The following is a 21651-nucleotide window of genomic DNA, read 5'->3' on the forward strand; positions in this document are numbered from 1 at the left end:
GAATCGAACCGGCACGCTATCAGATAGCTCGGGATTTTAAGTCCCGTGCGTCTACCTATTCCGCCACCCAGGCTTCATAGTCAGGTTTGTTTTTCAACTTCCTCTGTGCTACATAATTATAATACCACAACTTATAAAAAAAGTCAACAAGTTTTTTTACATTATTTTAACATTAGTTTACTTTCTACTCTGCAACAACTATAAATCTTTTGAATTTACCCTTTGTTACTATACATTGATAAATTATTTTAAACCCAGCTTCCTCTATCATCAAATCATGTTCTTCAAAAGATATCATAACCATTCTTTTAGATATTCTTCTAGCTGTTTCTATTATTTTTCTCTGCTCATCCTCTGAGGTGTGACTAAAAAGACCGTATGGTATATCAACTATAGAGCTGTCATAATTTTTTTGAATATTATGCATATCATCATTTACAACAATCGAATCAAAACCATAAAACTCTAAATTTATATTTGCATTCTTTGCAATTTGCTTATTTATTTCATAACCTTCTATTAAATAACCTGCATCTAAAGCTTCAACTAAAGTTGTTCCAACTCCACAGCATGGATCAATAATTGTTTTATCTTTAGAACCACCATTTGCTATATTTACTACAGCTTTGGCTACTTTTACTCCTAACGAGTTCGAGTATGAGCAAGGTTTATTATCATGTGAGTGCCACTTATAATCATTCTTATTATCAATTCCAAACAACCATTTATCATCTACCTTAGTTATCCCAAAGCTAAATTCTGGATTTTTAAAATTGTGACATCCTTGAATATTCATAGAGATCTCTTTTATTATTTTCAATCGCTCTTCATATGGTACGTTATCTAAACTGTTTAATCTTACATATTCTAATTTGAAATTATTATAAATATTTTTATCTTTTTTAATCTCTTCTAAAATTTCTTCAACACTATCTTTTTCATAAATAATATCTAAACGAGTTTTTATGAATGGACTATTTGATGAATTAAATTTTATATCTGAAAATAACATCTTATCTTTAAGTTCTTTTCCAAAAACTACTTTCATCTCTAAGTGACAAAGCTCCTCTTCAGGTGTTGGATAATTTACTATATATAGATGTTTTGGAAATTTTCTCATATATCACGTTCCTTTAAATTTTTATTAAGCTAAGCTTTAATATACCATGTTAAAAGTCATATACCTAACAAAATTTAAATTCTACTGTAATTTCCATTCTCCAAATTTAACCCAACGATCATCTCTTTTCTCATGAACTATAATTTTTCGATTATCTCCTAGCTCTTTAATCAAAACTTCAAGATAACTAAAAGTACTATCATAATCTTCTAACTCTCTAGATATTAAAATATTTTCATGTTCAAACAGCTCTACCTTATACATAGACTCTCCTTTATCTTTTTTATGTTTCTACACACTCTTTCTGAAAAATTCGAAAAAATCCTTTTTTATATTAAATTTTTAAAATATAAATAAAAATATTTTTTTTCAAACTTTTTTAGAAACAAAAACCGTCTAAAAATTATAATAATAGTTAGATAAGATTTAAAAGGTTTTAAGTTTCAACTGTTTAAAGTTTTAAAAAAGCCATCACACAGTTTCAAAGATGTTCAAAAGTTATATAATTATAAAAAGTATAGTAATTTATAGTAAAATGTATAATGTTTTCGTGATGAAAAAAAAATAAAAACAAATCGTGAAATTGTAAATCTAACTATTATGTGAGAAATAGATTTAAAGTTAGTAAAGTGTTTTAAGTTTTAAAAAAGTGTTTTACAAGTTTTAAGGTTATTTAAACGTGAAAAGATTCAATTTTTAAAGATTTATATGTTTTATGAAGTAGAGGGATTCGTGATGGTGCCCTCTACTTTTTATTTACTTTATTATTTATTTTATTATTTAAACACTCTTCTATGAGTTCATTTTTTTAGATTTTTCCATACAATTTCTCATAGCTTTAATTATAGCATTTCTAAATCCATTTTCTTCTAAAGTTGTTACTGCTTCTATTGTCGTTCCTCCTGGTGAACACACCATATCTTTTAAAGCCCCTGGATGCATTCCTGTTTCTAAAACCATCTTTGCACTTCCTAAAACAGCCTGTGCTGCTAATCTATATGCTTTATCTCTTGAAATTCCACCTAATACTGCGGCGTCAGCCATCGCTTCAATAAACATATAAACATAAGCTGGTGATGATCCCGTTGTTGCTACTACTGCATCCATCTCTTTCTCTTCAACTCTCTCTACCAATCCAAAGCAACTTAATATCTCTACTATAGTTCTCTCTTCTTTCAAGCTTATATTCTCTTCGATACAATAAGCTGTAACTCCCTCTCCTACCATGGCTGGAGTGTTTGGCATTGTTCTCATTACTTTTACATTTTTTCCAAACATATTCCCTAACTCTTTTAAAGAATATCCTGGTGCAATACTTACCACTATTTTGTTTTCATCGATATAATCTTTTATCTCATCAATTACTTTAGAATATATATTTGGTTTTACTCCTAAAAATATAATATCACAACTCTTTACCAACTCTATATTACTCTCAAAAATATTTATACTCAGTGACTCTCCTAATTTTTTTAATTTTTCCAAATCTCTTCCACTCGCATATATATTTGAAGATGGTATATGGTTTTTCAACATTCCATTTATCATCGCCTTGCCCATATTCCCAGCTCCAATGAAACCTATTCTTTTCATATTTTTCCTCCAATTCGTTTTATATGTATTCTATTATAACAAATTTTTTAAAGGAAAAACTATCTAATTCTTGTAAAAAAAATCAATTGAATTTGATTAACTTGAGGAGGTTTTTTATGGAAAAATGGAGATGTAACGTTTGTAACTGGATTTATGACCCTGAAACTGGGGATCCTGACAATGGGGTTGCTGCGAAAACTCATTGGGAAGATGTTCCTGAAGATTGGGTTTGTCCTATTTGTGGAGTTGGAAAAGACGAGTTTGAAAAAGAATAGAAATTTGCTGAGGGCTGTAAGTTCCTCAGCTTTTTCATGTAAAAATATATTCTAGGAGGTATTTATGTCTATGTTTTGTTATCAATGTCAAGAGACTGCAATGAACAAAGGGTGTACAATAAGAGGTGTTTGTGGAAAATCTCCAGATACTGCTAAACTTCAAGATTTATTAATCCATACGGCTAAAACAGTATCTGCTTATGTTGAGTTATTACACGATAAAACATCTCTTTGTAATAGTTTACATCGTTGGGTTGTAAATGCCCTTTTCGTAACTATCACAAATGCTAATTTTGATGATAATGCTATTATAAAAGAGATTGAAACTGGAGAGATGTATCGTGCTGCTCTTCAGGTTGAACTTGGAAATCACAACATCTCTATTCCTGATAAATTTTCAAAATATATTAACTGCCCTACCAATCCAAATGACAATGAGTCTCTCCTTGAATATGCATCAAAAGTTGGTGTTCTAAGAACAGAAAATGATGATATCAGATCTCTTCGAGAAACTATAATTTATGGAATTAAAGGAATGACTGCATATATTGAACATGCTTTTAACCTTGGAAAAGAAAATTTTAAAATTTATAGATTTATAGAAGAAACTTTAGCTAATGTTGATGATGACTCTTTAGGCATTGATGGCTTGATTCAAATGGTTTTAAACGTTGGAAAAGTTGGAGTGGATGCTATGGCTCTTTTAGATGAAGCTAATACATCTACTTATGGACATCCTGAAATCACAAAAGTTAATCTTGGTGTAAGAAATAATCCTGGTATTTTGATTTCTGGACACGACCTGAAAGACTTAGAGATGCTACTTGAACAAACTCGTGGAACAGGAGTAGATATTTATACTCATTCTGAAATGCTCCCTGGAATAGCTTATCCGTTCTTTAAAAAATATGATAACCTTGTTGGAAACTATGGTGGCTCTTGGTGGCACCAAACAAAAGAGTTTATAGATTTCAATGGTCCTATTTTATTTACAAGTAACTGCTTAGTTCCTCCTAGAGGTTCTATTGCTAATTACTTAGAAAGAGTCTACACTACTAACTCTGCAGGTATGGAGGGCTGTAAACACATTGCAATTAACGAACATGGTAAAAAAGATTTTAGTGAAATTATAGAGGCTGCTAAAACTTGTAAACCACCTGTTGAGCTAGAAAAAGGAGAGATTATTACTGGTTTTGCTCATAACCAAGTTTTATCTCTTGCCGATAAAGTTATTGAAGCTGTAAAATCTGGCGCTATTAGAAAGTTCTATGTAATGGGTGGATGCGATGCTAGAATGCAAGATAGAAAATATTATACTGAGTTTGCTGCTGCTCTTCCTAAAGATACTGTGATCTTAACTGCAGGATGTGCTAAATATAGATATAACAAATTAGATTTAGGAGATATCGGTGGAATTCCAAGAGTTTTAGATGCAGGGCAGTGTAACGACTCTTACTCTTTAGCTCTTATAGCTTTAAAATTAAAAGAAGCTTTTGGATTGGATGATGTGAATAAGCTTCCAATAGTTTTCAATATAGCTTGGTATGAACAAAAAGCTGTTTTGGTTCTTCTTTCTCTTTTATATCTTGGATTTAAAAATATACATGTTGGGCCAACTATTCCAGCATTTTTAAGTCCTAACGTTCTTAATGTTTTAATAGATAATTTTGGTCTTGGAACTATAAGTAACGTTGAAGAAGATTTGAAGAACTTCTAATCTAAATCAAGAGAAAAAGCAGGATTAACCTCCTGCTTTTTTACTATCTATTTTTTAATAACAACTCAATCTCTTTTATTTCCTCCTCTTGAGTTAATAAAATTTTTTGTGCTAGTTTAATCAATTCTTCATTACTTCCATACCTCAAATATTCTCTAGCCATCTCTAAAGCTAATTGATGATGTGGAATCATTGATTTTAAATAGTGCTCACTTACATTTTCAGAATCATTTCCTAATAACTCATAAAATTTCATATCCATCTTCTGTTCATTTAACTTTTGAATCTTTTTTAAAAATTCAGAATTTTCATTTCCTCTTAGCTCCCCTTGCTCTAAAAGATTTTGCATTATCTTAACTTCATTCTTTTGAATCTTTACAACCCTTTCCGCCAACTCTTTAACTTTAGGATTTGTTGTATATCTCAAAACACCGATGCTTGAAACTATTGCAGCTTCATGATGTGGAATCATATAAATCACAAAATTATTTCCCACATCATTCGTTAAAAATATTTGTGAACTATTTGACATCATTAAGCTATGGGCGTATTCATCATACTCTTTATACCCTCTTAAATTATCTGGAACAACCTTTTCTAAAGGTGTTAAAACACTATAAATCTTTTCTTCAGATTCCAATTTATATTTTCTTTCTTTTTGTACTTTTGATACCTCTTTTACTCCATCTCCATAAGAGTTTATAGATACTGTTGAAAAAAGAGCCGCAACTCCTACCATTATATTTATATTTTTAAAATCAATCATTTCTTTCCTCCTGTAGTAACGCTGTGTAAAGTATTATTATAAAATAGTATATAACTTCCTTTTAATAAAAAGGGAAAATTATAGCTATATCGTACAATTAGGTATATAATAAGTTATATATTTAAAATACAAATTAAGTATATAATCCATTTGATAGTTAACAGGAGGTTTTTATGCTTGAATATTTAAAAGAATTAAATCCTATTTTATTAGCTTTTTTAGCTACTTTTTTTACATATTTTGTTACTATGCTTGGTTCTGCCATGGTTTTTTTCTTTAAAACAATAAACCAAAAAGTTTTAAATGGAATGCTTGGATTTGCCTCAGGAGTTATGATTGCAGCTTCATTTTGGTCACTGCTTAATCCTGCTATTGAACTTGCTGAAGAGATTGGTCTTCCAGGTTGGAAACCTGCCTTAATAGGTTTTCTTCTAGGAGGAGGCTTTCTTTGGTGTGTGGATAAATTCCTACCTCATCTTCACTTAAATAAAGAAACATCAGAAGCAGAAGGAATTAAAACAAAATTGAGACGAAGTGTTCTATTAGTTCTAGCCATAACTCTTCATAATATTCCAGAAGGATTAGCTGTTGGAGTTGCTTTTGGTGCTCTTTCTGTAACAGGAAGTGATTCTGCTACTTTAATCTCTGCTGTCACTCTTGCGATTGGAATCGGACTTCAAAACTTCCCAGAAGGAGCTGCTGTATCTATTCCTCTTAGAAGAGAGGGTATGAGTAGATGGAAGGCTTTTTTATATGGTCAAGCCTCTGGAATAGTTGAACCTATCGCAGGTGTTTTAGGAGCTATCTTTGTTATTAAAATGACATCTTTACTTCCATATGCTCTTGCCTTTGCTGCTGGTGCTATGATTTATGTTGTTGCTGAAGAGCTTATTCCAACAGCCAAAGAAGTTAAAAATGACGACTCTGGGACTATTGGTGTTATGTTTGGCTTTGCTCTTATGATGTTTCTAGATGTAGCTCTTGGATAGTAATTACAATACAAAAATGCAAAATGGAGTTCTATTGAACTCCATTTCTTTTTTTCTCAACTTGCATTATTATAACTGTAACTTTATTTGTGTATTTAGATAATTCATTATAATCTTTTTCAACCTGTTCCCAATTTGGATTTGGCAACTCAATCTCTGTTGAAATTTTTCCGCTAATCTCCTCCATACGAGCAATCTCTTTTGTTGTCATACCTTTTTTTATAGCTTCCATAATCTCATTTTCATCTACAGGATTTGACGGCATATCTTGATCTAAAAACATATCTGAAACTATCTCATTATTCATATCACTCTCAAAATTTGGATCACTTTTTTCTAATCCTCCTTCTTTCAAAGTTCTCATCATATTGACAGCAACTTTATTTGTATATATTGACAACTCATTATATAACTCTTCTACTTTTTTCCAATCTGGACTGTCCTTTTGAACTTCAGAGTCTACAATTTCTCCTATTTCATTAATTTTGTTCATTATTTCTGGATCTGATTCTAAACTTCCCATAACACTTATTATAAACTCTTCATTTGCTACATCAGATATCGAAACATTTTCAATAATAGGAACACTATTATCATTTACTACTTCATTTACTATTTCAGCAGAAAAAGATACTATTGAACAAATAGAAATTAATATGATTAAAATCTTTTTCATAGTTGATCTCCTTTTTAATTTTATATACTCTATGAGATATATTACTAAAAAAACTCTCTTTTTCTTTGATTTTATAAATTTTTATTTTGTAGTATAAATATTTAATATTTGCATCATTACACCATTTAAGATAGACTCTTCATCTATATCAAAATTTCCATTATGAGCTGGTGCCACTATATTTTTGTTTTCATTTCTGACTCCTAATGTAAAAAATGCTCCTTCGATTTTCTCAACAAAATATGCAAAGTCTTCAACTCCCATATTGGCTAATTCTTTTTCATATACGCTATTTTCTCCAAGTAATTTAATTGCATTTTCTCTCACAATATCCACATTTTTATTGTGGTTTATCAGAGCTGTATATCCTGGTTCTATCTCTACTTCTCCCTCTCCTCCAAAAGCTAACGGAATTCCTTCAACAATCTCTTTTATTCTTTTCTTCATTTTTTTTCTTACTTCAGGATCTAAGGTTCTAAGTGTTCCTTTTAATTCAATCTCATTGGCAACTATATTTCCAGCTGTTCCCCCATTTATTGTTCCAATTGTTACTACTCCGCTCTCTCTAGCATCTAAATTTCTACTTACAATACTTTGAAGAGCTATAATTACATGAGAAGCTATTAGAAGGGCATCAATTCCTCGACTCGGATATGCGCCGTGACAGCTAGTTCCTTTTATTTTAATTTTTAAAGTATCTGATGAAGCATTCATAGCACCGTATTTGATTCCTATCTTCCCACTCTCTATTGTGTCATCTACATGTAAACCATATACAGCATCTACTCCAACAAGTGCTCCATCCTCTATCATAGGCTTTGCTCCTCCAACAGTTTCCTCTGCGGGTTGAAATATTAATCTTATGTTCACTGGTGGTTTTGTTTTAGTTTCATAAAAATATTTTGCAACTCCTAAGACAATTGTTGTGTGCACATCATGACCACATGCATGGCAAACACCTTTAATTTTAGATGAATACTCTGTTGTTTTCATATCTAAAATAGGTAGTGCATCAATGTCACCTCTTAATGCTATTGTAATATCTTTATTTTCTCCAACTATATCTGCTATCACTCCAGTATTGAATGATGTTCTATATGGAATGTTCATATCGTTTAGATATTCACATATTTTATCATGAGTTCTGTACTCTTCAGTTCCTAACTCTGGATGCTGATGAAAATCTCTTCTTACATCTATCAACCAATCTTTTATCTTCTGAGATTCACTTTTCAATTTATTTATATCCATTTTGTCTCCCTATATATTTTCTAATAAATCAAGATCATTTTTTATTAAATCCTCATAGCTTTCTCTTTTTGAAACCAAATAGCTCTTTCCATCTTTTACAAAAACTACAGCAGGTCTCAAAGCTTTATTGTAATTACTACTCATTGAATGCCCATAGGCTCCTGTGCAACTAACCAGTACTAAATCTCCCTCTGAACATTTTCCTAACTTTGTATTCTTAGCTATTATATCCCCTGATTCACAACATTTTCCAGCTATTGTTACTAACTCTCTTTTACTTTCATTTAATCTATTAGCAACAACACTTTCATATTTAGCGCTATATAGTGCTGGTCTGATATTATCAGTCATTCCGCCATCTATAAAGACATAGTTTTCTTCACCAAAAGTTTTCTTATTTCCTCCAACTGTATATAAAGTACTTCCTGCAGCCGCAACTATTGAACGCCCAGGTTCTATTATCACATTCTCAACTGATAAATTTTCTGCTAGTAGGTTCTCCTCTAAAGAGATAATAATTTTTTTCATCATCTTTTTTAAATCAGTATCTGTGTCCTCTTCAGTATATCTAACCCCGAATCCTCCACCTATATTTATTTCAGGAATTTTAATTTTTAACTCCTCTGAAATCTTTTTCGTGAATTGAACCATTGTTTTTACACCTTCACAAAAAGCAAGCTCATCAAAAATCTGTGAACCTATATGACAATGAAAACCTAAAAAGTTTAACTCTTCTTTTTGAACAATATCTTTTACAATATTTTCTATCTCTTTATCAAAAATTGATTCTCCAAATTTTGAAGTATGCTTTGCTGTTTTTATATATTCATGAGTGTGTGCATCTATTCCTATATTTAATCTTACCATAACACTCATCTTTTTTCCTAGCTCTCTACAAATCTGAGCTACTTTTTCAGCTTCAAATCTGTTATCTAAAATTATACTTCCTATCTCATGTTCTACACACATATGTAGTTCTTCTATAGATTTATTGTTTCCATGCATATGAACTCTTTTCGAAGGAAATCCAGATGAAAGAATTGTATATAACTCTCCTCCTGAAACAGCATCTATATGTAATCCCTCTCTATCTACAACTTGAGCCATTCCTTTTGACAGATAAGCTTTAGACGCATACACAACAGTTGTATTAAATTTTTCACTTTTAAATGAATTTTTTATATCTCTAATTTTCTTTTGTAGTAACTCTAAATCATATATATACAAAGGTGTTCCAAAATCCTCTTTCAATTTTTTTACTGAAATCCCACCTATTTCTAAAATACCATCTACATTTTTCATACTTCCTAAAAACTTCATCCCACTCCTCCTATTCAGTACAATTTATAAATTAATTTATTGATTTAATTCATACTCTTTTAATGATTTTTGTGCAAAGTTAAATCCTAACAATATCAACGGTACATTTATAAATACCATAACTAAATTCGTAAAATCACTTATTACCCAAATATTATCTAACTCCAATCCCGACCAAACACACATAACTCCAAACGGAATAAATATCAGAGATGATACCAGCTTCATTGAGATTAAAAATATCTTTTTTCTGCATATCTCAGTTGCCGATATATCTATAAATGCAATCATTCCTAGTATAGTCGAAAATGCAAACATCCCATAGCACAGAGAAACTATAAATTGAATAATTCCATTTAGTGATGCTGGTGATAGTACCTTTAATGATTCTATGAAATATCCTAACTTATCACTTCTTAAAACCTCAAAGTTTTGAGTATCTAAATTCCATATACTTGCTATAATTACTAAAAAACCTGAAATCGTACAAATTACAAATGTATCTATAAAAACTCCAAATTGTTGAACAAAACCTTGTTCTACTGGATGTTTTGCATCTGCTGCCGCCGCTGCCATAGTCACTGTTCCTTGTCCTGCCTCATTTGACATCAATCCTCTTTTTATTCCCTGTTGTAAAGCTATACCTATTGAACCTCCGAATAAAGCTGACGGACTAAAAGCTCCTTTAAAAACAGCTAAAAAGAAATATGGAACTTTATCTAAATTTAAAGCTATCAAGAATAAAGCTACTCCAAAATATAAAACTGCCATTATTGGTACTATGAAATCAGTTACTGCTGCAACTCTTTTTATTCCACCAAAAATTATTCCAAAGGTAAATATAATTATAGATACTCCTATAACTATATAGACGTTATCTGTTCTAGTATAAACTGCTCCTGTAATCTGACCTGCTAAGCTTCCAAATGCTGTAAACATATGGAAAACTTGTGACGGAAGAGTAAATAAAGCATAGAAGATATAAGAACCTGCTATTAGTAATCCTGCTAACTTACTATTATTTAGAAGTTTTCTTCCGTAGTACGCTATTCCTCCTACATAATCATCCTCATTTTTTTCTTTAAATATCTGTGCAAGGGTTGCTTCAACAAAACTTGTTGCCATTCCGAAAAATGCACTCACCCACATCCAGAATAGTGCTCCTGGGCCTCCTGCTAATACGGCTCCTGTAACACCCATTATATTTCCAGGCCCTATTCTTGTTGCACTACTCAATAAAAATGCCGCCATTGGTGAGATTCCAACTTGATTGCTACTTTTATTTTTTAAAATCTGCAAACTTCTTTTAAAATATCTTATTTGAACAAATTTTAATCTCATTGTAAAATACATTCCACATCCCATTAGCAATAATATCGCTAACGTAAAATTTCCTACTAAAGGAATATTTTTATAAAACTCAAAATTTCTTGGAAACTCCCATAAAAAATCGGTCACTGGACCTAAAAAACTAAAAACTTCATTCACTCTACTTAACTGTAACATTTTCTGCGCTCCTTTTTAAATAAAAAAACTGCCCCATAAAAATAAAATAGGCAGTTTTTTGTAAATTTTATAATATTACAAATAACGGATAGCACAACATTAGATATACTAATGACAGTTATATAGATATTATCTATATACCCAATAAAAGTTTTTGACATAACTTTTATTTCGGCAAACTTCCCTTTCATTTAGTTTCAATGCTTTGTCTAGCTCTACTAACTTACTTTTGTTGTTCGCTCCTCTACCTTAAAATTCTCTTAAATTGAATGAATAGTAACATTAAAAAAAATAAAAAGCAAGTTTTTTTATATATTTTTTAAATTTTTATTACAACTCCAGGTCCTAAAGGTATGCTAAAATATACCCAAATTATTGCTAAAATTATCCACATAATCAACATAGCTATAGTATATGGTAGCATTAAAGATATAACTGTTCCCACTCCTGAATCTTCTTCATATTCTTGAGTCAATCCTAATATAATTGGCATGTATGGAAAAAGTGGAGATATTACATTAGTTGTTGAATCTCCTATTCTATAAAGCATCTGAGTTAATGCTGGATTATATCCTAACATATAGAACATTGGAATAAATATTGGTGCTAGCAACGCCCATTTTGCAGACCCACTTCCTATAAAAAGATTTATAAATGCTGAAAGTAATATGAACATTATAAATAGAGGTATCCCTCTTAAATTTAAGTTCTTAAGCAAATCCGCACCCTCTACAGCTAAAACAAAACCTAATTTACTCCAATTAAAATAAGCTATAAATTGCCCTATCATAAATACCAAAACTATATAGCTCGCCATATCTTTCATTCCCATTGTCATATATCTCGGGATATCTGACATCTCCTTTATATTTCCAACTACTTTACCATACGTTATTCCACCAACTAAAAATAATATTAATAAAAGTGGAATAATCGAATTCAAAAGTGGTGAGTTCAATAAAGATCCCGTATTTGGGTTTCTTAAAAAACTATTTTTAGGATAAACTATTGCTACTAAAAGAACCAAATATATTCCAACATTTATTGCTGTTTTTTTCAAAGCATTTTTCTCTAAAATAGTAACCTCTTCTCTTTTTATAGTTTTTTTACCTGTATACTTTCCTAATCTAGGCTCTACTACTCTCTCAGTTATTGCTGTTCCTACAATAGCTAATAGAAATGTCGAAACTGCCATAAAATACCAGTTATCTACAACCGAAACTGTTATACTTGGATTTACTATTTTCATAGCCTCTGTTGAAATTCCTGCTAATAAGGCATCAGTTCCCGCCACTATCAAATTAGCACTAAATCCCGCTGTTGTTGCAGCATACCCAACCGCTATCCCTGCTAGTGGATGTTTTCCTAATGAGCAAAATATAAATGCTGAAATCACCGGGACTACTACTATCGCAGCATCAGATGCTATATTTCCACAAATACCTATAAGCATAATCATAAATGTAATAACTTTTGGTGAACTATTTAATATTGTATTTCTCATAAAAGCTGAAATTAAACCCACATGTTCAGCTAATCCAATTCCCAGAGTCATTACTAAAACTAATCCTAACGGAGAAAAACCAGTAAAATTTTTAATTGTATTCTGAAGCATAAAATTAATACCTTCACCAGAAAAAAGATTTTTTACTTTAACAACTTCATTCTTTACAGGATCTACAACTTGAACTCCAAAACTACTCAAAAGTGCTGACAGCAAAATAATAAATACACTTAAAAAGAAAAATAACATAAATGGATGTGGAATTTTATTTCCAACTTTTTCTATCCAATCCAAAATTCTGTGTTTTTTTTCTACACCAATTTTTTCCATTTAAACCCCTCCCATTTTTTTGTTTTAAATCAGTGTACTACTTGAGTATAAATTATACAACTATATTATTTTTATCTAACTCATTCATAATATAAATATGACAAAAACATAAGAAATATGGTATTAATTAAAATAATAAATAGTGAGGGAGTGATTTTATGTTAAACAATCTTAATACACATCGTAATTATCTTCATACAATACCTGAAATAGCTTTAAAAGAGTTTCAAACTTCTGAGTATATTAGAAAAATTTTAGATGAGGAATGTGTTGAGTATCATTCTATTGGAACGAGTACTGTAGCTTTTATTCCTGGTACAATTGATTCTTGCTTGGCTTTCAGAGCTGATATTGATGCTTTACCTTTAAAAGAAGAGAGTAACAATCCATTTAAATCTAAAATAGATGGTATGATGCACGCTTGTGGTCATGATGGTCATGCTGCAATGCTTTTAACATTCATTCAAGAGATAAAAAAATTAATAAACTCAGGTGTTAAATTACAAAAATCTTTAGTATTCATATTTCAAGCCGGAGAGGAAGGAGCAGGTGGGGCTCGTTTTATTGTTGCTGATGACTACTATAAATCTAAGAAAATTGAAGCTATTTTTGCACTTCATGTTTATCCTGAAATTAAAGTTGGAGAGTTTGCTGTGAAATCTGGATGTGTTTCTCTTCAAAATATAAATTTAGATATAACTCTAACTGGTAAAGGGTGTCACGGTGCTCAACCACATAAAGGAATTGACTCTATCTTAATTGGGGCCAAACTTGTTGAAGCGTACCAATCTATAAAATCTAGAAACATTCCATCGTATGAACATTTTCTTCTAACTATAGGAGCTTTCCATGCTGGAACTGTTCGTAACATTATCCCTGGAAGTGTCAATATGCTTGGAACAATTAGATTAGAAAATAGGTCTTTGATTCCTTTCATAAAAGAGAGAATGGAAAAAATTAACTCTGGTTTTGAAACTGCTTTTGATGTTGATATCAATATGCATTTTGAACCTTTTTATCCTCCTGTTATCAATGATAAAAAACTATTTGAACATGCACTTCACGCATTAAATGGAAAAACCGTTTTTACTGATATCTCTTTAAGTGGGTCAGAGGATTTTTCATTCTACTCTCAAGATGGCACTCCAGGTCTTTTAGCTCTTGTTGGTGTTAGAGATGAAGAAAACGGTCATGTTTGTGCTCTTCATAACAGTCGATTTGATTTCAACAACGAAGCTTTAACACATGGCGTAGAATATTTTTTAAATATCTTAAAAGAATTTAAATGCTTATAATTATCATGAGTTCTTCGGAACTCTTTTTTTATTGTGGATAATTTTAATATTCTTTGACTTTTATATACTTTTCTTTTAAAATTATATAGTGTAATAAAATTACTAAATATTGGAGGTTTTTAATGTTAAAAAAATTTATAAGTTATTATAAACCTTATAAAAAACTATTTTTTTTAGATTTACTTGCTGCTATAACAGTTTCCGCCTGTGATTTAATATACCCTATGTTGAGTAGAGCTGCTGTAAACAACTATATTCCAAATAAAAATTATAAAGCTATTATTACTTTAGCGGGTATTCTTTTAGGAATATATTTAATAAAACTTCTTTGTAACTTCTTTATGAATTACTGGGGACATGTTGTTGGAGTTAGAATGCAAGGGGATATGAGAAGAGATGTCTATGCAAAACTTCAAAACTTTCCTATCAAATACTTTGATAATACTGCAACTGGAAGTATCATGTCAAGAATTGTAAACGATTTACAAGAGGTTTCAGAATTAGCTCATCATGGTCCAGAAGATCTATTTATCTCTATAATAATGATCTTAGGTTCGTTCTTCCTATTACTAAAAATCAATATTCCTTTGACATTAATTGTATTCTCTGTAATACCGTTTATCGTTTGGTTCACACTAAATAGAAGACAAAAAATGACTGATGCCTTCTCTGAAACTCGTGAAAAAATTGGCGCTATTAATTCAACATTACAAAATAGTATCAGTGGAATTAGAGTTTCAAAAGCTTTTGTCAATAAAGAAGAGGAATTACAAAAATTTAAAAAAAGTAATATCGAATTCAAAAAAGCTCGTGAAGGAGCTTATAAAGTTATGGCTGAATATGTTTCAGGGATGACATTCTTTACTGATATGCTAGACTATCTTGTTTTAGTTTTTGGTGCAATTTTTACATATCAAGGTAAAATCAATTTTGGAGATTTCTTAGCTTACCTACTTTATATCAGAATTTTTAGTCAGCCTATCAAAAGATTAGTTGGTTTTGTTGAACAATATCAAAATGGAATGAGTGGATTTAAACGTTTCAAAGAGATGCTAGATGAAGATATCGAAAAAGATTCCTCTGATGCAACAAACTTAGAAAATGTAAAAGGAGCAATCACTTTTGAAAATATATACTTTAGTCATGAGAAAAAAAATATTTTAAAAGATTTCTCTTTAAGTATAAACGCTGGAGAAAAACTTGCTCTTGTAGGACCTTCTGGTGGAGGAAAAACAACAATCTGTAATCTGATTCCTAGATTCTATGATATTAACAGCGGAGATATTAAAATAGATTCTAAAAGTATATATGATTTCAAAATAGATTCGCTAAGACAAAGTATAGGAATTGTTCAGCAAGACCCATTCCTATTTACAGGTACAATCAGAGAAAACCTAGTAATTGGTAAGCCTGAAGCTACAGATGAGGAGATTATAGACGCTGCTAAGAAAGCTAATATCCATGATTTTATTGAAACTCTTCCTGATGGTTACGACACTGAAGTTGGTGAAAGAGGAGTAAAACTATCTGGTGGTCAAAAACAAAGAATTGCTATCGGTAGAATTTTCCTTAAAAATCCACCTATTTTAATTTTAGATGAAGCTACATCAGCTTTAGATAATATCACAGAACAACTTATCCAAGAGTCATTAGATGAACTCTCTAAAAATCGTACAACTATTGTCGTAGCTCACAGATTATCAACAATTAAAAATGCTGATACAATAGTCGTTTTAACAGATGATGGAATAGTTGAAAGAGGAAATCACGAAGAACTTATTAATAACAAAGGTTTCTATTACAATTTACATTTAGGGATCTTACAATAATAATTTTAATTTTATTTAATCTTTAGGGGAGGATTTGATGAACAAACTTTTTACTTTATTACTTACTTTAAACATTTTATTTTTTGCTACTAACACTTTTTCAAACGAAAAAAATAATATCATAGTAGCCCAAGGTTCAAAACCTAAATCTTTAGATCCACACACTTTCAATGAGTTTCCAACTTTAGGTATAACTGAACACATCTTTAATACTTTAGTAACTCTTGATGACAATGGAGTTCCAACTCCTGAGTTAGCTGAATCTTTTGAATATCTATCTCCAACAGAGATTATTTTTACTATCAGACAAAATGTTAAATTTCATAATGGGGATATTATGAGTGTTGATGATGTCGTATTCAGTTTAGAAAGAATGCTTCAAAAACCTGGAAGTAGAGTTATATTAAAAGATATCAAAAGTGTTATAAAAACAGAAGATGAAAAAGTTCTTATAACTTTAAAAGAGCCATCTGCTCCATTTTTGGCAAATTTAACTCTTCCAATCGCTGCAATTATGAATAAAAAATATGTTGAAGCTGGAAATAACGTTGCTTTAAAACCAATGGGAACAGGGCCATATATGGTCACAAATTGGGGAGATGGGGACAAGATTGTAATGACTAGTTTTAAAGATTACTTCAAAGGAGCTCCTAAAAACAGTGGTCTTACTTTTAAAATTATAACTGAAAACACTAGCCGTTTAGCTGCTTTAGAAACTGGTGAAGTAGATGTTATCTATGCAATATCGCCTATCGATTTTAATATCGTAGAAAAAAATCCAGAGTTAGATTTGCTACATAAAACTACAACTACCACAGAACTTATGGTTTTAAATGTCGAAAAAGAAGGATTAAATAATAAAAACATTAGAAAAGCTATTCATATGTCTATTGATAAAGAGGGTATTTTAGAGGCTATCTTCCTTGAAAGAGGCTCTGTTGCCACTTCTCCTATCAATCCTAATATATTTGGTAGCTCTCAGGATTTGACACCTTTTAAAAGAGATATCGAAGGAGCTAAAGCTATTATTAATTCTGAGAAAAAAATTCCATCTCTCAAAATTTGGACAAGTGAAAATATTGTTAGAGTTCAAATAGCTCAAATAATACAAGCTAATTTAAAAGAGATTGGAATTGAATCTACTATTGAAATTGTTGAGTGGGGAACTTTTTTAAAAAGAACCTCAGAAGGAGCACACGATATTTTACTTACAACTTGGATTTTAGGTGTTAGTGATATCGATACTGTTGTAACTACTCTTTTCCATTCTAACTCTATTGGTGCAGAAGGAAATCGTTCGTTTTATAATAATCCTGAGTTAGATGCTAAAATTGATCTTGCTCGTTCGACAATTGATTCTGAAAAAAGAAAAATATATTACAAAGAGATTCAAGAGATGATACTAGACGACAATCCAATCATACCCCTGGTTTATAAAATCGACGGAATTGGAATTAGTAAAAAAATTAAAAATTTTGACTATAACAAAGCCAGTATGAGAAACTATTATGAAAATATGAAAAAAGTAGATGCTAAATAGCATCTACTTTTTTGTTATCATCTCTATTAAATCTTTTACAGTATGTTTTAAATACTGTCCTTTTAAATAATCCATTTTTACATCTTCGTAGATATGTTTTTTTACCTCTTTAGGTCTCTCTACAAAAATCTCTCCACAAACTTCATACTCTTCAGATAAAGGAACAATAAATGGAACTTTAAACTCCTCTACTTCCATTAAAGGTTTTAAAAATTTCTCTCCTCTAGCTTTAGTTATTACTGCCATATCAAAGTTTGAATTTATTTCACAAAACTTTTTTAGAACTGTAACATTCAATTGAAAATCCATGCACCATGGCTCTCCCGAAACTAAAAAGTTAATTTTTTTCTCAACATTTTTTACAATGTTTATCTCCTCTTCAGTCATTTCAATTCTAGAATAATTCTTAGGGATTCTATCCCTCTCACTTTTTATTCCTGTTCCCATAAAAGCATCAAAATTCATTCCTGCAGAATAAAGAGTTTTTATATCCATTTCTTCACCTCACAATAAATATCTTTTACTATCTATTTAGCATTTTACAATTTTTATATTCGTTTTTAGCTCCTGATTTATAAGTACACGTTCCTGTTAAAAGTTTACACTTTATCGACATGTAATCTTCTCCTATTAACATTCCTATTGAGTGCTCACATTCAAGAGTTGGATATTTTTCAATTACCTCTTTTTTTTCATCTTCTGTTATAAAATACTTCTCCATCTTTTCTCCTACCTTTTCGTTTTATAATATCTATCTCTTAATAAAAAATAGTAAATACCACTTAAAATATATGCTAATGACATGTAATTAAGTACACCTCTGCCTAAATATTTTAAACCTAAGCCTACTAATAATCCTCCAGTTGTAAAAGAGAGAATGTTTATAGCATAGTACTTCATCTTCCACATTATCTCTCTGTTTCCTCTTAAATAGTGCCCAATAACAACACCTAAATCAGTAACTGTTCCTGACATATGAGTAGTTCTAATTACCATTCCTTTATAACGTATAAATAGACCATTTTGTAAACCTAAAGAAAAAGCAAGAATAAATGCAAATATAATTTTATCATAAAGATATATATCTATAATTTTCAATAAAATCCCAATAAATATGAAGGTATCTCCATATCTTTTTCTAAGTTCAAAGTCTCTACCCGACCCTATCATAATACCAGAAACTATCGCTCCACTAAAAAACGAAACCACTAAACCTAGCATTATTTTAAGGTGGGGTATGTTTGAGTAAGCTAAGTCCGTAGAGATTCTGGTCACACTTCCTGTTATATGGCTGACGGTTAAAGAGAATTGTAAAATTGCAAACGCATTCATTCCTCCACCTAAAAGTGCTAATAAACTAATCCATAAAAACAGTTTTTTGTTAATTTGCTCCATCTCTACCCTTCTTCTTAGTATTTTATTTTAAATACTACTTTCTTTAATTCTGTTGGTTCATTATTTTTTGCAATTAATGGCATATGAGGCTCATCTGGGAACACTACTAAGAAATTATCTTTAGTCATATTCATTCTATATTCCTCTGCTCCTTCTAAAACTCCAAAATCTGACTCTTCATTAAACTCACTTTTTTCTTTTAATGAATCCTTTAATGAGTATCCGATTCCTTCTTCTCCTTCGATTACAACGTGTATATCAATATATTTTTTATGGCACTCAAAGAAACACTCTTCTAAAACTTTAGTTTTACACTCTTGAAGGTTAAAAAATACATTGTCACCGTCTATTTCATTTTTTCCTAAAACCCCATTTTTATAGCTTCCATTCTCAATCGCTTCAATAGCTGCATCTAGCTCTTTTGAAATTCCCTTATAAAATTTTAATTCGTTTAATTGTCCAAAGATCATTTTTAATAATCCCCCTTAATTTTTTTTACTGTACTTTAATAATATTCCAAAATCCTTTATAAAGTCAAGCTATAATTTAATTTAGATTGATTTTTTTTAATAATTCTTTTATAATATAGTGTGAAGAAATATATTTAGAGGAGGATAATGTGTTACAAAAATTTAAAAGAAACTTTTCAATTATAGCACATATAGATCACGGTAAATCTACTGTAGCTGATAGACTACTTCAAGCTACTGGTACAGTTACTGAGAGAGAAATGAAAGAACAGCTACTAGACTCGATGGAGCTAGAAAGAGAAAAAGGAATTACGATAAAAGCTCAAGCAGTTACTTTAAAATATAAAGCAAAAGATGGTAATGATTATGAATTAAACTTAATTGATACTCCAGGTCACGTTGACTTTATATATGAAGTATCTCGTTCTTTATCAGCTTGTGAAGGGGCTCTACTTGTTGTAGATGCTGCTCAAGGTGTTGAAGCTCAAACTCTTGCTAACGTTTATTTAGCATTAGAAAACAATCTTGATATCGTACCTGTTATCAATAAGATTGATTTACCTGCTGCTGATGTAGATAAAGTAAAAAATGAAATTGAGGATATTATTGGATTACCTGCTGACGATGCCGTTTTAGTATCAGCTAAAGCTGGAATCGGTATTGATGATTTATTAGAAGCAATTGTAGAAAGAGTTCCTGCTCCTACATTCGACGAAGAAGCTCCGTTAAAAGCGATGATCTTCGACTCACTATTTGATGACTATCGTGGAGTTATAACTTATGTTAAAGTTTTAGACGGTTCAATCAAAAAAGGAGATAAAATCAAAATTTGGTCAACTGGAAAAGAGTTTGATGTTCTTGAGTGTGGAATCTTTGCTCCTACTAAGAAAGAGCAACCTGAATTAGGTTCTGGATCAGTTGGATACATCATAACTGGTATCAAAACAATTCAAGATACACAAGTTGGAGATACTGTAACTCACGCTAAAAGACCTTGTCTTGAGCCATTAGAAGGATTCAGACCAGCTCAATCAATGGTATTTGCTGGATTATACCCATTATCTACAGATGACTATGAGGATTTAAGAGAAGCTTTAGAAAAACTTCAACTAAACGATGCTTCATTAACATTCCTACCAGAAACATCTCTAGCTCTAGGATTCGGATTTAGATGTGGATTCTTAGGACTATTACATATGGAAATCATTGTTGAAAGATTAAGAAGAGAGTATGATATCGATCTAATCTCTACATCTCCATCAGTTGAGTATAGAATCACTATGGAAGGAAAAGAAACTTATGTTATCGACAACCCTTGTGATTTCCCTGAAGGTGGAAGATCTAAGTTTATCGTTGAAGAGCCATATATAAAAGGAAGCATTCTTACTCCTAAAGATTATGTTGGAAACGTTATGGAACTTTGCCAAGAAAAAAGAGGAACATATATTGATATGAAATATATTGATGACAATAGAACTATGGTAATATATGAGTTACCACTAGCAGAGATTGTAATCGATTTCTATGATAAATTAAAATCTAGAACAAAGGGATATGCATCATTCGAATATGAAATGATTGGATATAAAGAATCTACACTTGTTAAAGTTGATATTCTTGTTTCTGGAAATCCTGTGGATGCGTTCTCATTCATCGCTCACACTGATCACGCTGCTTCTAGAGGAAGAGCAATCTGTGAGAAATTAAAAGAGATTATTCCTAGACAACAATTCGAGGTGCCTATCCAAGCTGCTTTAGGAGCTAAGATCATAGCTAGAGAAACTATCAAAGCATATAGAAAGAACGTTCTTGCTAAATGTTACGGTGGAGATATCTCTAGAAAGAAGAAACTTTTAGAGAAGCAAAAAGAAGGAAAGAAGAGAATGAAACAAATTGGAAACGTTGAGATTCCACAAGAGGCATTCGTATCTGTACTTAAACTTAACGATTAATAAAATGAAACGGGTTTTAAAAGACCCGTTTTTTTTATTTATAAAATATGTAACTACTCAGCTAGTAACTAATAAAGTTTAATAGGAAAGATACTTTTTTCAAATTAATGAAGAAAGTATCTT

20 protein-coding genes and 1 riboswitch are annotated in these 21651 nt (G+C 30.8%); of the genes, 7 read left to right on the top strand and 13 right to left on the bottom strand.

What is annotated here, in order from left to right; translation table 11 throughout:
* Positions 1-184: 184 nt before the first annotated feature.
* The 3 genes from L992_RS01340 to proC all read right to left on the bottom strand — a co-directional run bounded on the left by L992_RS01340 (position 185) and on the right by proC (position 2713).
* Positions 185-1120: a TRM11 family methyltransferase gene (locus L992_RS01340; protein ID WP_047382301.1), complete on the bottom strand. Its 936-nt coding sequence runs from the start codon at positions 1118-1120 to the stop codon at positions 185-187.
* Positions 1121-1201: 81 nt separating this feature from the next.
* Positions 1202-1384 (bottom strand): hypothetical protein, encoded by a 183-nt coding sequence (locus L992_RS01345; protein ID WP_047382303.1) that lies wholly within the window; start codon positions 1382-1384, stop codon positions 1202-1204.
* Between the two features lie 528 nt (positions 1385-1912).
* Positions 1913-2713 carry a pyrroline-5-carboxylate reductase gene (proC, locus tag L992_RS01350; protein ID WP_047382306.1) on the bottom strand — a complete coding sequence of 267 codons (801 nt, stop codon included), beginning with the start codon at positions 2711-2713 and terminating at the stop codon, positions 1913-1915.
* Between the two features lie 116 nt (positions 2714-2829).
* Between proC and rd the strand changes: the two genes are divergently transcribed.
* Entirely contained in the window at positions 2830-2988 is a 159-nt protein-coding gene (gene rd, locus L992_RS01355) for a rubredoxin (protein WP_047382307.1), read from the top strand.
* A 64-nt stretch (positions 2989-3052) separates the two neighbouring features.
* Positions 3053-4705: a hydroxylamine reductase gene (gene hcp / locus L992_RS01360; protein ID WP_047394029.1), complete on the top strand. Its 1653-nt coding sequence runs from the start codon at positions 3053-3055 to the stop codon at positions 4703-4705.
* Positions 4706-4748: 43 nt separating this feature from the next.
* Here hcp and L992_RS01365 read toward each other — a convergent pair whose 3' ends face one another.
* A complete protein-coding gene (locus L992_RS01365) occupies positions 4749-5471 on the bottom strand; it encodes a DUF305 domain-containing protein (protein ID WP_047382327.1) in 723 nt (240 codons plus the stop codon).
* Positions 5472-5644: 173 nt separating this feature from the next.
* Here L992_RS01365 and L992_RS01370 point away from each other — a divergent pair, with 173 nt between their 5' ends.
* Positions 5645-6460 carry a ZIP family metal transporter gene (locus L992_RS01370; protein WP_047382329.1) on the top strand — a complete coding sequence of 272 codons (816 nt, stop codon included), beginning with the start codon at positions 5645-5647 and terminating at the stop codon, positions 6458-6460.
* Between the two features lie 31 nt (positions 6461-6491).
* On the opposite strand, the gene L992_RS01375 is transcribed toward L992_RS01370, so the two are convergent.
* The 5 genes from L992_RS01375 to L992_RS01395 all read right to left on the bottom strand — a co-directional run bounded on the left by L992_RS01375 (position 6492) and on the right by L992_RS01395 (position 13047).
* Positions 6492-7136 (bottom strand): hypothetical protein, encoded by a 645-nt coding sequence (locus tag L992_RS01375; protein ID WP_047382330.1) that lies wholly within the window; start codon positions 7134-7136, stop codon positions 6492-6494.
* Positions 7137-7217: 81 nt separating this feature from the next.
* Entirely contained in the window at positions 7218-8387 is a 1170-nt protein-coding gene (locus L992_RS01380) for a M20 family metallopeptidase (protein ID WP_047382332.1), read from the bottom strand.
* A gap of 9 nt (positions 8388-8396) precedes the next feature.
* Entirely contained in the window at positions 8397-9707 is a 1311-nt protein-coding gene (gene lysA, locus L992_RS01385; protein WP_047382334.1) for a diaminopimelate decarboxylase, read from the bottom strand.
* 36 nt (positions 9708-9743) lie between these two features.
* Positions 9744-11213, bottom strand: coding sequence for a sodium:alanine symporter family protein (locus L992_RS01390; RefSeq protein ID WP_052191704.1), 1470 nt, complete (start codon positions 11211-11213; stop codon positions 9744-9746).
* Positions 11214-11294: 81 nt separating this feature from the next.
* Positions 11295-11468: riboswitch (Lysine riboswitch) on the bottom strand.
* A 64-nt stretch (positions 11469-11532) separates the two neighbouring features.
* A complete protein-coding gene (locus tag L992_RS01395) occupies positions 11533-13047 on the bottom strand; it encodes an AbgT family transporter (RefSeq protein WP_047382335.1) in 1515 nt (504 codons plus the stop codon).
* A 158-nt stretch (positions 13048-13205) separates the two neighbouring features.
* Here L992_RS01395 and L992_RS01400 point away from each other — a divergent pair, with 158 nt between their 5' ends.
* From L992_RS01400 to L992_RS01410, 3 genes are all read left to right on the top strand, one after another.
* Positions 13206-14342 (top strand): M20 family metallopeptidase, encoded by a 1137-nt coding sequence (locus L992_RS01400; protein WP_047382336.1) that lies wholly within the window; start codon positions 13206-13208, stop codon positions 14340-14342.
* A gap of 122 nt (positions 14343-14464) precedes the next feature.
* Positions 14465-16171 (top strand): ABC transporter ATP-binding protein, encoded by a 1707-nt coding sequence (locus tag L992_RS01405; RefSeq protein ID WP_047382337.1) that lies wholly within the window; start codon positions 14465-14467, stop codon positions 16169-16171.
* Between the two features lie 37 nt (positions 16172-16208).
* Positions 16209-17711, top strand: coding sequence for an ABC transporter substrate-binding protein (locus tag L992_RS01410; protein ID WP_047382339.1), 1503 nt, complete (start codon positions 16209-16211; stop codon positions 17709-17711).
* Between the two features lie 3 nt (positions 17712-17714).
* Here L992_RS01410 and L992_RS01415 read toward each other — a convergent pair whose 3' ends face one another.
* Genes L992_RS01415 through L992_RS01430 form a run of 4 tightly spaced genes read right to left on the bottom strand, consistent with a single transcriptional unit; the run spans position 17715 to position 19576 of the window.
* Positions 17715-18206 carry a thioredoxin family protein gene (locus L992_RS01415; RefSeq protein WP_047382341.1) on the bottom strand — a complete coding sequence of 164 codons (492 nt, stop codon included), beginning with the start codon at positions 18204-18206 and terminating at the stop codon, positions 17715-17717.
* A 28-nt stretch (positions 18207-18234) separates the two neighbouring features.
* Positions 18235-18432: a hypothetical protein gene (locus L992_RS01420; protein WP_047382343.1), complete on the bottom strand. Its 198-nt coding sequence runs from the start codon at positions 18430-18432 to the stop codon at positions 18235-18237.
* Between the two features lie 8 nt (positions 18433-18440).
* Complete coding sequence (locus L992_RS01425) at positions 18441-19106, bottom strand: YoaK family protein (RefSeq protein WP_047382345.1); 666 nt, start codon at positions 19104-19106, stop codon at positions 18441-18443.
* A 14-nt stretch (positions 19107-19120) separates the two neighbouring features.
* Positions 19121-19576 (bottom strand): YhcH/YjgK/YiaL family protein, encoded by a 456-nt coding sequence (locus L992_RS01430; protein ID WP_047382347.1) that lies wholly within the window; start codon positions 19574-19576, stop codon positions 19121-19123.
* A 149-nt stretch (positions 19577-19725) separates the two neighbouring features.
* Between L992_RS01430 and lepA the strand changes: the two genes are divergently transcribed.
* Positions 19726-21528 (top strand): translation elongation factor 4, encoded by a 1803-nt coding sequence (lepA, locus tag L992_RS01435; RefSeq protein WP_047382348.1) that lies wholly within the window; start codon positions 19726-19728, stop codon positions 21526-21528.
* Positions 21529-21651 lie beyond the last annotated feature (123 nt).

The sequence above is a fragment of the Cetobacterium sp. ZOR0034 genome, from assembly GCF_000799075.1.
GTDB lineage: Bacteria > Fusobacteriota > Fusobacteriia > Fusobacteriales > Fusobacteriaceae > Cetobacterium_A.

Coding starts and splice junctions, on each gene's coding strand:
- L992_RS01420 (WP_047382343.1), bottom strand. CDS start 18,432: ATGGAGAAGTATTTTATAACAGAAGATGAAAAAAAAGAGGTAATTGAA.
- L992_RS01430 (WP_047382347.1), bottom strand. CDS start 19,576: ATGATCTTTGGACAATTAAACGAATTAAAATTTTATAAGGGAATTTCA.
- L992_RS01390 (WP_052191704.1), bottom strand. CDS start 11,213: ATGTTACAGTTAAGTAGAGTGAATGAAGTTTTTAGTTTTTTAGGTCCA.
- rd (WP_047382307.1), top strand. CDS start 2,830: ATGGAAAAATGGAGATGTAACGTTTGTAACTGGATTTATGACCCTGAA.
- L992_RS01410 (WP_047382339.1), top strand. CDS start 16,209: ATGAACAAACTTTTTACTTTATTACTTACTTTAAACATTTTATTTTTT.
- proC (WP_047382306.1), bottom strand. CDS start 2,713: ATGAAAAGAATAGGTTTCATTGGAGCTGGGAATATGGGCAAGGCGATG.
- lysA (WP_047382334.1), bottom strand. CDS start 9,707: ATGAAGTTTTTAGGAAGTATGAAAAATGTAGATGGTATTTTAGAAATA.
- L992_RS01425 (WP_047382345.1), bottom strand. CDS start 19,106: ATGGAGCAAATTAACAAAAAACTGTTTTTATGGATTAGTTTATTAGCA.
- hcp (WP_047394029.1), top strand. CDS start 3,053: ATGTCTATGTTTTGTTATCAATGTCAAGAGACTGCAATGAACAAAGGG.
- L992_RS01405 (WP_047382337.1), top strand. CDS start 14,465: ATGTTAAAAAAATTTATAAGTTATTATAAACCTTATAAAAAACTATTT.
- L992_RS01380 (WP_047382332.1), bottom strand. CDS start 8,387: ATGGATATAAATAAATTGAAAAGTGAATCTCAGAAGATAAAAGATTGG.
- L992_RS01375 (WP_047382330.1), bottom strand. CDS start 7,136: ATGAAAAAGATTTTAATCATATTAATTTCTATTTGTTCAATAGTATCT.
- L992_RS01415 (WP_047382341.1), bottom strand. CDS start 18,206: ATGGATATAAAAACTCTTTATTCTGCAGGAATGAATTTTGATGCTTTT.
- L992_RS01345 (WP_047382303.1), bottom strand. CDS start 1,384: ATGTATAAGGTAGAGCTGTTTGAACATGAAAATATTTTAATATCTAGA.
- L992_RS01370 (WP_047382329.1), top strand. CDS start 5,645: ATGCTTGAATATTTAAAAGAATTAAATCCTATTTTATTAGCTTTTTTA.
- L992_RS01395 (WP_047382335.1), bottom strand. CDS start 13,047: ATGGAAAAAATTGGTGTAGAAAAAAAACACAGAATTTTGGATTGGATA.
- L992_RS01400 (WP_047382336.1), top strand. CDS start 13,206: ATGTTAAACAATCTTAATACACATCGTAATTATCTTCATACAATACCT.
- L992_RS01365 (WP_047382327.1), bottom strand. CDS start 5,471: ATGATTGATTTTAAAAATATAAATATAATGGTAGGAGTTGCGGCTCTT.
- L992_RS01340 (WP_047382301.1), bottom strand. CDS start 1,120: ATGAGAAAATTTCCAAAACATCTATATATAGTAAATTATCCAACACCT.